The sequence below is a fragment of the Pedobacter psychrotolerans genome (genome assembly GCF_004340665.1).
In the GTDB taxonomy this organism is placed as follows: Bacteria; Bacteroidota; Bacteroidia; order Sphingobacteriales; family Sphingobacteriaceae; genus Pedobacter; species Pedobacter psychrotolerans.
This window is the reverse complement of sequence record NZ_SLWO01000003.1, coordinates 174,153-189,340: the sequence shown is the minus strand read 5'-3', so window position 1 is coordinate 189,340 and position 15,188 is coordinate 174,153. Positions and strand designations below refer to the sequence as shown.

Genomic DNA, 15,188 nt, shown 5'->3' with positions numbered 1-15,188 from the left:
TTAATTAAATAAACTTTTTCTGATACCCATTTCCAAACCCCTGATTTCGGCAAGCCCCTTTAACCTTCCGATAGCAGAATAACCCGGAAAAGGATTTTTGCTGAGATCATCAAGCATCTGATGACCATGATCCGGACGCATAGGGATGGTTCTGTTTTCTGCATGCATTAGCTTTACTGCTTCACTGACCACCGAAAACATATCGGCGTTGCCCTCCAGGTGATTGGCTTCGTAAAAGTTTCCTTCCTCATCTCTTTGTGTACTTCTTAAGTGCAGGAAGTGAATTCTTGAACCTAATCTTTTAATCATTCCCGGAAGATCATTATCTGGTCTGGCTCCGAATGAACCACTACAGAAACAAAGACCATTTGATTTAGCAGGTACCTGATCGATAATATATTGCGCATCCTTTTCTGTGCTCATGATTCTTGGCAATCCTAAGATAGGATAAGGAGGATCATCGGGATGGATGGCCATCTGCATATCATGTTCGTCTGTGATAGGCGTAATCTCTTTCAGAAAATGTACCAGATTTTGTTTTAAAATATCAGAAGTAATTCCTTTAAAGCCATCCAATAATGCCAAGACTTGCTCAGGAGTGAAGTGATCTTTGCTACCCGGTAGGCCCTGTAAACAATTTCCAGTTAGTTCATTCTTTTGTGTATCAGTTAACTTTTCGAAATAATGGGTTGCTTTTGTTATTTCATCTTCCGTATAATCGGCAGCTGCATTTGGTCTTTTCAGCAGAAATAAATCAAACGCGATAAACGCCGATTTTTCAAATCTTAAAGCCAGCGCACCACTTTCAGTTTCGTATTTCAGATTGGTACGCATCCAATCTAACACGGGCATAAAATTATAGGTAATCACTTTTATTCCGCAGGATGCAAGATTTGCCAGACTTATTTTATAATTTTCTATCCAGGTTTGATAGGCACCAGCTCTTTTTTTAATGTCTTCATGTACAGGTAAGCTTTCTACAACACTCCAAATCATACCCGTCTTCTCAATGTCTGCTTTTCTTTTTTGAATTTCTTCTACAGTCCATATTTCACCTACAGGGATGTGATGAAGTGCGGTAACTACCCCGCTGCAGCCAGCCTGTTTGATGTCTGTTAAAGTCACAATGTCATCTGGTCCATACCAACGCATGGTTTCAATCATTTTCATTTTTATATAGTCTTGTTTTTGGTTTAATGCAATCAGCCTCGTTGTAGTCTGTTTGATGAAAGCTTTTGGAAATTTATCAAACAGATAAAACTTAAAGTTATTTAAAATATTGGTTAACAACGGTGAATCAAGCTAAATTTATTTAGGTTGATCCGACTTACTAAGTTTCGGTGGGATTTAGTGATGGAAAAACTTCGTCAGTCTTTCAGGGTTTTTCGTTTAAACTGTCGAAGTCTTGCTGGGCTATTGGCCTTTGAGACTTCGCAAGTTGATTAAACAAAAAAATCCCCACATTTTTCAAGGTGGGGATTTAAATCTTAATTTATTAATCTTGAAACTTCCATCTTACGAAAGCTTCCATTGCCTCGTATTCTGCCAGCCCAAGTTCATCATAGGCTTTAGCCGTTTCACGATTTCGGTCTTCTGCCCGTTGCCAGAATTCCCTTGAATCATCTCCGGGAAAAACAGCCCTGTCTTTCTGACTTTGGTGCTTGAAAATTGCATTCCTTTTGCGCTCCAGTTCCTGAGGAGAAATTGGTACAGCCATTTCAATTTCATGGGTTTCAAATTCATGCCATGCACCACGATACATCCATAACCAGCAATCTTTAGCCCAGTCTTCCGTTTTACGGAGGCGGGTTAAAGCGGCAAGGATAATATTGAAACACACAATATGCGTTCCGTGTGGATCTTCAAAATCGCCGGCAGCAAAAACTTGCTGGGGTTTTACTTTTTGTAACAGCTCAATAGTTAAATCTATATCGGCATCTGTAACCGGGTTTTTCTGGTTTTTTCCGCTTTCATAAAAAGGAAGTGCCTGAAAGTGAATGTGATCATCTTCCAAGCCACAATATCTTGCACCTGCAATCGCCTCACCTTTTCTGATCAATCCTTTTACCGTTTGAATTTCCGGTGTATCTACCTGGTTAGGTTGCTTATCTTCAATGAAAGTTCTCATTTTATGATAAAGTTCTTTCAGGTGAGTATTATCCATGCCCATTTTCTCTGTAAAATCTACATTAAATTCTACAAAACGCAAGGCATCATCATCCCAAACAGCGGTATTTCCAGAGGTCTGATAAGCCACATGCACATCATGTTTCTGATCAACTAAACGGATGAAAGTACCGCCCATAGAAATTACATCATCATCAGGATGCGGCGAAAATATAATTACCCGTTTTTTAGCTGGTTCAGCTCTTTCCGGACGTTGAGAATCATCGGCGTTAGGCTTTCCACCTGGCCAGCCTGTAATTGTATGTTGTAATTTATTGAAGATATGAATGTTGATGTTGTAAACCGGTCCTTTTTCAGTAGCCAGTTGTGCCATCCCGTTATTGTTGTAATCATCTTCTGTTAGCTTCAATACCGGTTTCCCTAAGCTATTGGCTAACCAGATTACAGCCTTACGAATGAGCGCATCAGTCCATACGCAATCTTTAACCAACCAAGGCGTATCAAAACGGGTCAGTTCTGAAGCAGCAGGTGTATCCAGGATAAACTCAACATGATCAGATAATTGTAGGTACGTTGCCGGAACTTCACCAGAGATTTCTCCTTCTACTGCTTTTTTGATGATGGATGCTTTTTTACGGCTCCAGGCCATTAAGATAATTTCTCTAGCTTTGAAGATGGTGCCAATACCCATGGTAATGGCTTTGGTAGGCACAAAAGTTTTTCCGCCGAAATCACGGGCAGCATCTCTACGTGTTAAATCATCCAAGGTTACTAATCGTGTACCAGAATTTGGTGCCGATCCAGGTTCATTAAATCCAATGTGGCCTGTACGGCCAATTCCCAAAATCTGAATATCCAATCCACCCAAATCACCAATTTTCTTCTCGTAATCAAGGCAAAAAGCCGGAATATCTTCCAGTGCCAGTGTACCATCAGGGATATGAACATTGTTCTTGTCGATGTCAATGTGATCGAAAAGATTGTCGTTCATAAAGGTGACATAACTTTGGGCTGCCGTTGGCGCCATTGGATAGTATTCATCCAGGTTAAAAGTAATCACATTTTTAAAACTTAAACCCTCTTCTTTATGCAGTCTTACCAGTTCGGCATAAACTGCAATTGGGGTAACACCTGTTGCTAAGCCCAGTACTGCAGGTGTGTTGCTTGCTTGTTTGGATTTAATGAGATTGGCGATTCGGTGCGCCACATTAATCGAAGCAATTTTTGGATTTTCGAACACGCTTACGGGTAGTTTCTCGAAACGTGTCTCCTCCAGTAGATTTAATCTAGCCATTTTTTTTGTATGGTTTTTAATGTACGGAGCAGTAAAGATAGCGAGTTATATGCAGTTTTTAATAAAGGTTATTTACTTTTATTGTTTAAATGGAGGAGAAAAGTGCCTGGTGTACAGAAACAACCTTCAACAATTTTTAAAAATCGATCAAGACAATGAATAAGCAAATCCAAAACCTCTATTTAAGAGCAAATAAATCCGAACGGTTGATTATAGGTTTAATGAGCGGAACTTCTATGGATGGTTTGGATATTGCACTGTGCAAGGTTAAGGGGAGCGGTGCTAATACAGATATTGAGGTGCTGGAATTTAAAACCGGAGATTTTACAGCAGATTTCCGGACAAAAATAAAGGCTGTCTTTTCTAAAAAAGAGGTGGATTTGCAATTGGTTTGCCTGATGAATGAGTTGATTGCCGATACCCATGCGCAATTAATTAATGAAGCTCTGAAAGAATGGGGTTATCAAAATGAGCAGATTGATTTCATTGCCAGCCATGGACAAACGATTTTCCACGCACCAAAATCGTTGCATCAAATGGAAGATTATCCAAATGGAACACTACAGATAGGTGATGGCGACCATGTTGCAGTGAAAACAGGGATCATCACCTTATCTGATTTCCGCCAGAAGCATTTAGCCGCAGGTGGTGAGGGTGCTCCTTTGGCAGTATATGGCGATTATTTGATTTTTTCAAAAGCGGGAGAGGACCGCATCATGCTAAATATTGGAGGCATTGCCAATTTTACATACCTCCCGGCAAGCTTGAATGCAGATGAAATTTTTTCTACTGACGTGGGGCCGGGCAATACTTTAATGGATCAGTTTATGCAACAACATTTTAATCAGTTCTATGATCAAAATGCTGCCATAGGTTTATCAGGAAATTTAAACCTGGATTTATTATCTGCCTTGATTGATCATGATTTTTTTGCTGCAGATTTTCCTAAAACTACTGGCCCGGAGTTGTTTAATCTGAATTATCTCGATGCTGCACAAAAAGTTTCGGGTACAGCAGATCTTAAAAAAGAAGATGTAATGGCTACTTTGTGTCATTTCTCTGCACAAATCATTGCTAATGCCATTCAAAGATGCTTCGGCAAGGAATCAAAAGTACGTGTTTTTATGAGTGGCGGTGGGATGCATAATCCTTTATTGGTGAGCTTACTAAAGGAATTGTTGCCGCAATCCAGCTTCGTAACTACCCATGATTTAAACATCAACCCTGATGCAAAGGAAGCTGTGTTGTTTGCTGTTTTGGCCAATGAAACACTATGTGGCGCACCAATTGATTTTGGAAATAGAAAAGGAATCCCTTCGGTATGCATGGGTAAAATCAGCTTGCCGGAATAGGAGAGGAAAAAGGACCTCTCCCCTTTATCCCCTCTCCTGAAAGAGAGGGGGCTGGGAGCAAAAAAAACAAAGTGTTTAAACTATAGCTTAAACCACTAACCTTTATTCCCTCTCTTTAATAAGAAGCACAACACAAAATAACATCAATCACTTCCTTTCATAGAGAGGGATTTCCATTTTTTTTTGCATTAATATTTCGTATAGGCTACATCAAAAAGAATAAAAATTGGCGTTATAAGTGATTTTACTAAATTTGTTTAAAATCCTAATCCTAACCTAATTTTATGGAAAAAATTTACCTTCAATGGTTATCAAAGTTATTTATGACATTGATGATCCCATTTCTCCTGCTCTTATTTACAGTGCAGGCTCATGCCCAAAGTAAACGGTATACCATTAGCGGAAAAGTAACTGATGGGGCTAATAATACACCCATTCCCGGGGTGGTGGTTAAAATACAAAATACAAATCTGGCCACGAGTACAAACGGAAGCGGAGCCTATACTTTTTCAGTAGACCTGGCGCCTGGAAGTTATCAGCTATCCTTCTCTTTTGTTGGCTATAAATCTTCTGTACAAGCCGTTTCACTTGGGGAAAATACAACTGTAGCGTTAAATGGTGTTTTAAGCGGCGATGCTGTTGGCCTTGATGAGGTAATTGTAACAGGAACATCTGCCGGAACAACCAGAAAAGAACTAGGTAGTTATGTAAGCACCGTAAAGGGTGATGATTTAAATAAAGCACCAAGTGGTAATGTGCTATCTTCTTTACAAGGGAAAGCTGCAGGTGCACAAATCAGTCAGAATTCTGGAGACCCTGCTGGCGGCATGTCGGTAAGGTTAAGGGGAATTAGTTCTGTGAACTCATCTTCAGAACCACTGTATATCATTGATGGTGTAATCGTAAATAATTCCACCACCAGAGTGACCAATACTTCATCAAATTATGATGGTGGAAACGTAGTGGGAAGCATAGGTCAAAATCGGATGGTCGATATTAATCCGGCAGATATTGATCGTATTGAAGTTTTAAACGGTGCTGCCGCAGCCGCTATTTACGGCTCAAGGGCCAACTCAGGTGTGATTCAGATTTTTACCAAAAGAGGTGCCAGCGGCAAGGCGCAGGTTACTTTTAACACCAGCCTAACCGTAAGTGAATTGCGGAAACAGATTGAGGTGAATCAGTCGCCGGTTAAATTTGGTGGTTCAGTGAATTCATTTACACAAGATGTGATTCAAACTGCGGTAACTCCTCCGGCTACTACCGCAGCCTTATTAACCAATACCACGCCAGTTACGAGATACAACTATCAGGATTATATTTTCCAAACCGGATACGGCACCGATAACACGGTTTCCATCAGCGGAGGAACAGACAATACCAAGTTTTATACTTCAGCAAGTTATTTTACCAATCAAGGCATTATTAAAAATACAGATTTTAGCCGGTATAATCTGCGGGCAAACGTAGATCAAAAGATTACCGATTGGGCATCTTTAAGTGTAGGTATGAATTACATCAGGAGTGCCGCCAATGAGAAACCAGATGGTAACTCATTTTTTTCACCGATGAACTCCGTAACCATTATTGGCAACTTCCATGATATTTTTGCGAGAGATGCCAATGGTAATCTGCTGGCGGTTGGAGAGCGTGGCCGGGTGAATCCGGTTTCCGTAATTGAGGATATTAAGCAACGCCAGGAAACCAACAGAATCATTTCTAGCGCTAATCTGAAACTTAATCCGGTAAAAAATCTGACTTTAAACTTCTTGGTTGGTGTAGATAATTCCGGTTCTAATGGATCCACTTATATTCCGCCGTTTGCTTATAATGTAAACCCCGATTTTTATGGTGGTGGCGCAACACTGGATGGAACACTAAATGGTTATGCCAGTGCGGCCAGTAACAATGCATTTCAGTTTAATAATGATATCAATGCGACTTATCAGGCAAAAATCAGTGATAAAATTGCTTCTACCACACAGTTAGGGTACTCTTTTCAGTATGAACAAACGCGATATCAATTGGTAAATGGTCGTGGTTTGGCTCCGCTGATTGAAACCGTTAATGCTGCGGCTACCCAACTGCCTAGTGTAGATGGCAGAACACAGCTTTCGGTAACCGGAGGATATTTACAGCAGACTTTTAAATATAAAGACCACTTTTTCTTAACCGGCGCTGTTCGTGTGGATCAATCGACCGTATTCGGTGCTGATAACCGGACACAAACCTATTTTAAAGGCAATGCAAGTTATGTGTTGTCATCTGCTGATTACTGGAAAAACCTCGGTGTTTCATCATGGTGGGATACCTTTAAAATCAGGGCTGCTTATGGAGAATCTGGCAATTTAACAGGGATTGGTGCTTACGACAGGATTAATGCTTATTCAACACAGTCTTTCTTAGCTCGGGCATCCTTATTTTCGAGTGCAACTTTGGCTAACGAAAATGTTAAGCCAGAACGCCAGCGTGAACTGGAGCTGGGTACAGATTTATCATTCTTTAAAAACAGGTTAGGCTTGCAGTTTAACTGGTACAATAAGAAGGTAAGTGATTTATTAATTGCCAGTGTTACCGCACCTTCTACCGGATTTTCTAGTTTTCTGGATAACATCGGATCGCTGAGAAATAAGGGAATTGAACTGGTTTTGAATGGAACGCCGATAAAATCAAAAGACTTTAGCTGGAATACCACTGTGGTTTTCAACAGAAATAGAAATCAGGCGCTTAATGTAGGTGGTTTGAGGTTGTTTGCAACGAACCCTGGTGCGCCAGTAGCCATTATTGATGGTGAAGCAATAGGGGTATTTTATGGAACTTTCTTTGCCCGGAATCCCGATGGCAGTTTGTTAACCAATGCAGCTGGAATTCCGCAGCTAGAGCGTGGAGTTCAGAATTCGGCAACCACCTTTACACCACAGCGTGGCGCAGATGGTTTACCTACCGGAACAACCTTGCGTAAAGTATTGGGTAACCCGAATCCAGATTATACCGCTTCATTTGTGAATGATTTCTCCTATAAAAAATTTAACCTTCATGTACAGTTAGATGCTGTTCAGGGTGGTGATGTTTGGAATGCCGACTGGAGAACACGCCAGGGAGTGGGTAGTGGAAAAGTTGCTGAAGCAGAACAACTAGGTCAGCTGCCGAGAGGTTATGTCGCTGGCGTTTATGCGATAGAAGAGTGGCGGATTGATGATGGCTCTTTTGTGAAGTTAAGAGAGATTTCTTTAAGTTATAATGTAGGAAAAATTAAATACCTGCGTGATCTGACCGTTACCCTGAGTGGCAGAAACCTGATCTCGTGGGATAATTACAAAGGTTACGATCCAGAAGTGAATTCAGGCGGTCAGTCTACCATTTTAAGGAACATCGATTTTGGATCGGTTCCGATTCCAAGAACCTTTAGTTTAGGTTTACAAGTTAAATTTTAATCGATAAAGGAAAAATTTATGAAAAGTTTAAGAAATACCACTTCAAAATATATCACCTGTATTGCTATTGCCTGGGCATTCTGTTTAGCCTCCTGCACTAAAGAATATCAGGATCCATCCAGGGCAAAAACAGACGTTGCCTTAACTAGCCAGCAAGGTTTAACTGCTGTAGCAATTGGTTTGCAAAGGGTTTACACGTTAAACAGAACCGGAGTGATGTTTAATTCTGTTGCTGCGAACGGTTTTATCACCAATGAGTTTTCTTTGCTCAATTCAGGGAATATACCCGAGTTGCAGTTAAGTACAGGCGGAGCAGCCGTTGATGGTACGAATACCATTCTATTTAACCTGTGGACAAGCGCTAATAAGATTATTTATGATGCCGACTTAGTGATTGCGAATGCGGGTAACCTTGGAGATAAGGGTTATGCATCCGGCTTGATTGCATATTCGAGCATTTTTAAGGCTATGGCGATTGGAAACCTCTCGCAGTACTGGGAAAGAATCCCGGATGGAACTGGTAAAAACGTGCCCTTTATTGTCAGAGCGGCAGGTTTCGCAAAGGCAATTGCTGTATTGGATAATGCGCTAACCGTGATTGCTGCAAACCCAATTTCATCAAGTTTTAACAGTAATATTCCGCCAACCATTAACATTGTGAATACTTTGCACGCCTTGAAAGCAAGATATGCCCTGTTTGCTGGGAATTACCCTTTGGCTTTAACAGAAGCAAATTTGGTAGATCTAACCAAAACATCATCTTTTGCATTTGATGCGACTTCGCCAAATGTTTTATTTACCGTTATTTCTTCCAATAATGTTTTTCAGCCAATAAATATTAATCTTGGATTAACGGGCACCAACGTTCCTGATGTAGTAGATAAGAGAATACCATTTTATACTTTCTTCGCGGGTACTCCAACGGCAACCATTCGAATGGGCGGTTTTGCTACAACTACTTCAACGCCATTTCCGGTTTATTTGCCAGGAGAAATTATGTTGATTAAAGCTGAAGTATTGACAAGGCAGCCAGATTTAACTAATGCATTAGCGGAGTTAAACAAGGTCGTAACCAAAACCAGCGATCCGTTCGGCGTAGCAGCTGCATTACCGGCATTAACCGGGCCATATACCCAACAACAATTGCTGGATTTAATTTATAAACACCGTTCTATTGAATTATATGCTTCAGGTTTAAAAATTGAAGATATGCGAAGGTTTAACCAACCAGTTGCAAGCCGGAAACGTAACTTTTTCCCTTACCCTTTTCAGGAAAGAGATAATAATACCAATACCCCTGCTGATCCTGGTTTTTAAAAAACAAATGGGGCTCAGAATCTTCGAAGCCCCATTTCTATAAAATATTAACCTCCTTGTCCCGGTATCCGGTTAATGACTCATGATCCTGATCAAGTTCTGTAATGAGATAGCTGATGCTTCCAATCGGGCAAACCCTTAATCGCAGTGCAATATCAAGTTTCTCTGAAATACACAATACCGCAGTTTTTTTTGAGGCCGCTAACATTGCTTTTTTTAATTGATTAATTTCCCAGTAAGTATCGGTAAGCCCTTGCTCCGGATGGATGGCGCTGGTACCCATCAGGCATAAATCTGCTTTAAGTTCAGCAAGCTGGGTAATCACCTGTCCGCCATAAGTAACCTGAGAATTTTTAGAGAATAAACCGCCAATCAATATCACCTCGATATTATTGTATTTGGCCAGTTCAACAGCCACTAAGGGGCTAATGGTAAAGAATGTAGCTTCAATGTTTTTAGGCAATTGTTTTACAAACTCTAAAATTGTGGTACCACCTCCGGTTAAAACCACCATTCCGTCTGTAATTAAATTGGTTGCCTTTTTGGCAATGATAATTTTACTATCCCTGGCATAAACCGTACTGTCATCGAAAGAACTGTGGTAAGATTTAGATAATGCACCACCATGAACTTTAAAAAGTAAACCCTCATCTGCGAGCTCCTGTAAGTCTCTTCTGATGGTATCTTCAGATACAGTAAGTAGTTGAACCAAATCGGAAGTAAGTACACGGTTGTGTAAATTGATCTGGCGCATAATAAAATCGTGGCGTTCTTTTTTAAGCATACTGGGGTGTTTTTCGAAAGTAAATATAGGATTTATTTGTATTGCGTGTTTTTGCGTTTTATTGCAATAATATATTGGGATAAGAATGTTAAAATCTTGACTATTTGTTTTTTAAATGAAAAACATTTATGATATTAGCTAAATATTGGAAAAATATGCGTGATTATGCGTGTTTTGAAAATATTGGCAAACAACTATATCAACTAAACATTTCATTTCAAACCAGGCAGTTTATGAAAAAAAAACTACTACTCACTTTTATGGGTACTTTTTTGTTGCTGGCACACGCCATTGCACAACAAATTACCATCACGGGTAAGGTCTCCTCTACAGATGGCCCAATCCCCGGGGTTTCCATTCGCATTAAAGGAACCACAACCGTAGCGCAAACCAATGGCGACGGAAATTATACGATTAAAGCATTAAAAACAGATGTGCTTCAATTTACCTACATCGGTTTCAGGACGCAGGAAAAAACAGCAGGTAACAACACAACAATTAATATCGTGCTCGCAGCTGATGCGAGCAATCTGGACGATGTGATTGTGACAGCTCAGGGTATTGAAAGGTCTTCTCGATCTTTAGGCTACTCCACGCAAACCATTAAAGGTGGTGAGGTAGCCCAAACCCAGCGTGATAACTTTCTGAATGCCTTACAGGGTAGAGTTGCAGGTGCAACCATTACGCCTACAAATGGTACGCCAGGTGCTTCGGCTACCATGATTATTCGCGGTGGGGTTTCGCTGGATGGAGATAATCAGCCATTATTCGTAATTGATGGTTTACCAATTTCAAACCGTACGTTCAGCGAATATAACCTGGTTGGACAAGGAACTTTCAACCGCCAGAATGATTATGGTAACCGTGCCATGGATATTAATCCGGAAGAGATTGAGACCATTACCATTTTAAAAGGCCCGGAAGCTGCGGCACTTTATGGCACACAGGGTGCCTCAGGAGCGGTAGTCATTACCACTAAAAAAGCCAAATCAGGTACGGCGAGAGTCACTTATAATAACTCATTCAGAGTAGAAACCGCTTACCGCTTTCCAGATGTTCAATCTGTATACGGCGGTGGTGCTGGTGGTTTTTTTGATGATGAAGTGCGGACCAGAACTTATTTCGGTGCTAAAATTCCAGGCAACAGAACCATTTATGATAATGTAGGGAACTTCTATAAAACCGGTTTCACACAAAAACACAATGCCTCCATAGAAGGAGGGAGCGAAAAACTTTCTGTTAGAACGTCATTGGGTTATACCAACCAAACGGGTGTTGTACCAGGAACGGATTTTAACACATTGAATGGAAAATTGAGCGTTACATCCACCATTAGTGATAAGTTGAAAATGAATGGGTCAATCAACTTTATCAATTCTAAAACCAACAAAACCTATAAAGGCGCAAGTAGTCCGATGTTAAGTTCGTTAACATGGCCGTTGGTTGATGATATGAGAAATTATTTAACGGCTACCGGAGATAGAAGAACCATTACCGGAAGTTTAAGCGCCGAACTTGACAACCCTTATTGGGCCGTTGAAAAGAACCCAAACTGGGAAAAAAGTAATAGGATGCTTGCTAACTTTGGAATGGATTATGTGCCCACAAAGTGGTTAAGCATTACAGCACGTGGAGGTGCTGATATTAATGCAGGACAAGGGCTCTCCGCCTATCATCCGCAATCTTACGAGGCCAATAAGACGAGCACAACCTACCTAGGTGGGGGTATAAACACTTATAATACCAATGAGCGATTATACAATGCAACCTTAATTGCTACCATTAAAAAGGATTTTGGAAAGTTTAAACCAGTGTTCCGCATTGGTGGAGATTTAACAGATGCTTCTTACCAAACCAATGCACAGTTTGGAACAAGATTCTACCAGCAAGACTTCTATAGCATGAACAACACTGATCCAACTACGCAACGCGTAGCTTATGCTGATGAATTAAAGCGAAAAGTTGGCGCATTGGCTGTTGCAGAGTTAGGCTATGATGACTTATTGTATTTAACACTAACAGGAAGACAAGATTTTTCTTCTACATTACCCATTAAAAACTATAGTTTCTTTTATCCGGCAAGTTCATTAAGTTTTGTGTTTTCAGACCTTGCTCCACTTAAAAAATTAGGCTGGTTATCGTTTGGTAAGTTAAGGGCTTCATACGGTCAGTCAGGTAAAGATGCCAGAAATGCTTACGTTACCAAAACGAAATTGGTTGCGCAAACCACAACGGGTGGTGGTTTTGCTACTGATGTGACTGCGGGAAACCCAGATTTGGAAGCCGAATTTAGCACCATGGCTGAAGGTGGTTTAGAGCTCGGGTTCTTCAATAACCGTTTATCATTCGATTTCTCTTACTATAACACCGTTTCAAATAAGCAAATTACGGCACCAAGGTTGAGTTATGCAACAGGAGCTGTTTTAGGTTATATCAATAGTGGAAAAATTCGCAAACGTGGTTTTGAATTATTGGTGAAAGGAAATCCAGTTAAAACGACAAACTTTAGCTGGGATATTTCAGCCAATTTTGCCAGAGACCGTGGAAATATTCTGGAACTGCCAGCAGGTCAGGATGTGTTTTATGTATCTGATAGTTGGTTGTATGATAATGTAAGGGCGCAGTATACCGTCGGTCAATCACTTTCTGCATTCGCAGGGATAGATTACTTAAGGAATAATGCTGGCGACGTATTGATTAACCCTCAAAATGGGATGCCCATTAAAGGAACTAACTTTACACCTATTGGCGATAGAGCTCCAGATATTTCTGTGGGTTTAACCAATAGCTTCACTTACAAAAATTTCAATTTATCCTTCTTACTAGATATGAGAAAAGGTGGCGATATCTACAATGCGACCGAATTTTACTTGTATTCCAGAGGAATGTCAACCTTAACACTAGACCGTGAAGTTCCGCGTGTGATTACTGGAGTACTAAAAGACGGCTTGGAAAACAGTAGTAATCCAACTAAAAACAATATCCTCGTTACGCCTTACATTACCACATCTTATTATTCTACGTTTTACAACACCAGGGATTTCTTGCAAGAGGATGTAAACTGGATCAGGTTAAAGGATATCACCTTATCTTATAATTTACCGAAAAGTGTATTTGCGAAGAGCAATGTATTCAAAAGCGCAAGTGTGTTTTTTACAGGAACAGATTTATTATTGATTACAAACTATAAAGGTGTAGATCCACAGGTGAATGGTTTGAGTGCTGCCGCTGGCGGATTAGGAGGAACAGGAATTGACTTCGGATCTTTTGGGCAACCACGGGGTTATAACTTTGGTTTAAGAGTTGGTTTTTAATGATTAGAAAGATGAAAAAGATATATACAGTAATGGTGGTATTGGCAGTGTTTCTATCTGCAGGCTGCAAAAAATATCTGGATGTAAATACAGATCCGGCTACACCACAAACACCTGAAAACAGAACTTTAACGCCGCCACTATTTGCACAAATGGAAAGGGGTATTCAATTCGATGCGAGGTACCTTGGTGGAGTAATTCAATATTTTGGAGGAGCAGTGAACGTTGGAGAAAGTCACGGCTGGATTCCTGGCAGTGATGCAATGGGAGAAATCTGGCGGACCAATTATTATGGCTTAGGTGCAAATTTAAATCTCATTATTGACGATTCTCAGGTCAAACAAGAATACAATTTTATAGGCTTAGCACAAGCTTTGAAAGCCTGGAGCTGGCAAACTACAACTGACTATCACGGCGATATTATTTTAAAACAGGCCTATGAACCGAATCGTTTTGTATTTGATTATGATAAGCAGGAAGATGTATATGCTGAGGTGGTTAGATTGGCTAATGAATCAATCGCGAATTTCTCTCGAACTGATGGAACCGGGAGCGTAGCAAAAATGAGTGCTGCTGATTTGGTTTATGCCGGAGATAATGCCAAATGGATCAAATTCAACTATGGTATATTAGCTAGAAACGCCAGCAACCTGGTAAACAAAGCCAATTACAATCCGGCGAAAGTTATAGAATATGTAGACAAAGCCTTATCCAGCAATGCCGATAACTTTATTGTGCCAAACACAGGCTCTACATCTGCAAACGGTAATTTCTTCGGTCCGCTGAGGGCAAACCTGGCTTCTTATCGCCAAACCAGAATGATTGTTGGGTTATTGGATGGAACCTATTTTACGGGCACTACAGGAGCGGTTATTGATCCCAGAATCTCGACGATGATTACGCCTTCAGCTGATAATGTTTACAGGGGAACCATACCAGGTTCCAGTGATCCCGGCACGGCGGCTTTGAAAAACCAAATTCCAAATCCATGGGGTGTGTTGGCATCAGCCAATCCAGGCGCAGGTTTTGGTAAGTACCTTTTTAAAGATAATGTTGGGTTCCCCATCATGACCTATTCCGAAATGCAGTTTATCAAAGCAGAAGCAGCATTTAGAAAAGGTGACTTATCTATAGCCTATACGGCATACCTGAATGGAATAACATCAAGTATCGATTTTGTGAGCACCCTGGGTACAGCTATAACCACCACTCAAAAAAACACTTACATGGCCAGCGCCGCCGTAAAACAAAGTGCTTCTGCATTAACCCTGAGGGATATTATGTTGCAAAAATACCTGGCTTTATATGGTTATGGCTTTGTAGAAACCTGGTGTGATCTGCGTAAGTACAACTATAACACAGGAGATGTAAAAGGTAATAATCCTTATGCAGGCGTTTTTGTATTTCCCAATTCATTTTATGCAGATAACGGCGGCAAGCCCGCACAACGTTATCGTCCGCGCTACAATTCAGAATACTTATGGAACGTGGCAGCTTTAAAAGTGATTGGTGCTGATCAACCTGATTATCATACTTACAAAATGTGGTTTTCTCAACCTTAATTAG

Annotated in this window: 8 protein-coding genes; 5 read left to right on the top strand and 3 right to left on the bottom strand. The window is 40.5% G+C overall.

The window, feature by feature from the left end; translation table 11 throughout:
• Both uxuA and nagB read right to left on the bottom strand, forming a co-directional pair.
• Entirely contained in the window at positions 1-1,170 is a 1,170-nt protein-coding gene (gene uxuA / locus EV200_RS08210) for a mannonate dehydratase (protein WP_132531018.1), read from the bottom strand.
• A 325-nt stretch (positions 1,171-1,495) separates the two neighbouring features.
• On the bottom strand, positions 1,496-3,421 hold the full coding sequence (nagB, locus tag EV200_RS08205) for a glucosamine-6-phosphate deaminase (protein ID WP_132531016.1): 1,926 nt from the start codon (positions 3,419-3,421) through the stop codon (positions 1,496-1,498).
• A 155-nt stretch (positions 3,422-3,576) separates the two neighbouring features.
• Here nagB and EV200_RS08200 point away from each other — a divergent pair, with 155 nt between their 5' ends.
• The 3 genes from EV200_RS08200 to EV200_RS08190 all read left to right on the top strand — a co-directional run bounded on the left by EV200_RS08200 (position 3,577) and on the right by EV200_RS08190 (position 9,524).
• Positions 3,577-4,773: an anhydro-N-acetylmuramic acid kinase gene (locus tag EV200_RS08200; protein WP_132531014.1), complete on the top strand. Its 1,197-nt coding sequence runs from the start codon at positions 3,577-3,579 to the stop codon at positions 4,771-4,773.
• 284 nt (positions 4,774-5,057) lie between these two features.
• Positions 5,058-8,207 carry a SusC/RagA family TonB-linked outer membrane protein gene (locus EV200_RS08195; protein ID WP_132531012.1) on the top strand — a complete coding sequence of 1,050 codons (3,150 nt, stop codon included), beginning with the start codon at positions 5,058-5,060 and terminating at the stop codon, positions 8,205-8,207.
• Between the two features lie 18 nt (positions 8,208-8,225).
• Positions 8,226-9,524: a RagB/SusD family nutrient uptake outer membrane protein gene (locus tag EV200_RS08190; RefSeq protein WP_132531010.1), complete on the top strand. Its 1,299-nt coding sequence runs from the start codon at positions 8,226-8,228 to the stop codon at positions 9,522-9,524.
• A 37-nt stretch (positions 9,525-9,561) separates the two neighbouring features.
• Here the strand turns inward: EV200_RS08190 and EV200_RS08185 are convergent, their stop codons facing one another.
• A complete protein-coding gene (locus EV200_RS08185) occupies positions 9,562-10,308 on the bottom strand; it encodes a DeoR/GlpR family DNA-binding transcription regulator (RefSeq protein ID WP_132531008.1) in 747 nt (248 codons plus the stop codon).
• 233 nt (positions 10,309-10,541) lie between these two features.
• Between EV200_RS08185 and EV200_RS08180 the strand changes: the two genes are divergently transcribed.
• Both EV200_RS08180 and EV200_RS08175 read left to right on the top strand, forming a co-directional pair.
• Entirely contained in the window at positions 10,542-13,622 is a 3,081-nt protein-coding gene (locus tag EV200_RS08180; RefSeq protein WP_208864528.1) for a SusC/RagA family TonB-linked outer membrane protein, read from the top strand.
• 11 nt (positions 13,623-13,633) lie between these two features.
• A complete protein-coding gene (locus EV200_RS08175) occupies positions 13,634-15,184 on the top strand; it encodes a SusD/RagB family nutrient-binding outer membrane lipoprotein (RefSeq protein ID WP_132531006.1) in 1,551 nt (516 codons plus the stop codon).
• Positions 15,185-15,188 lie beyond the last annotated feature (4 nt).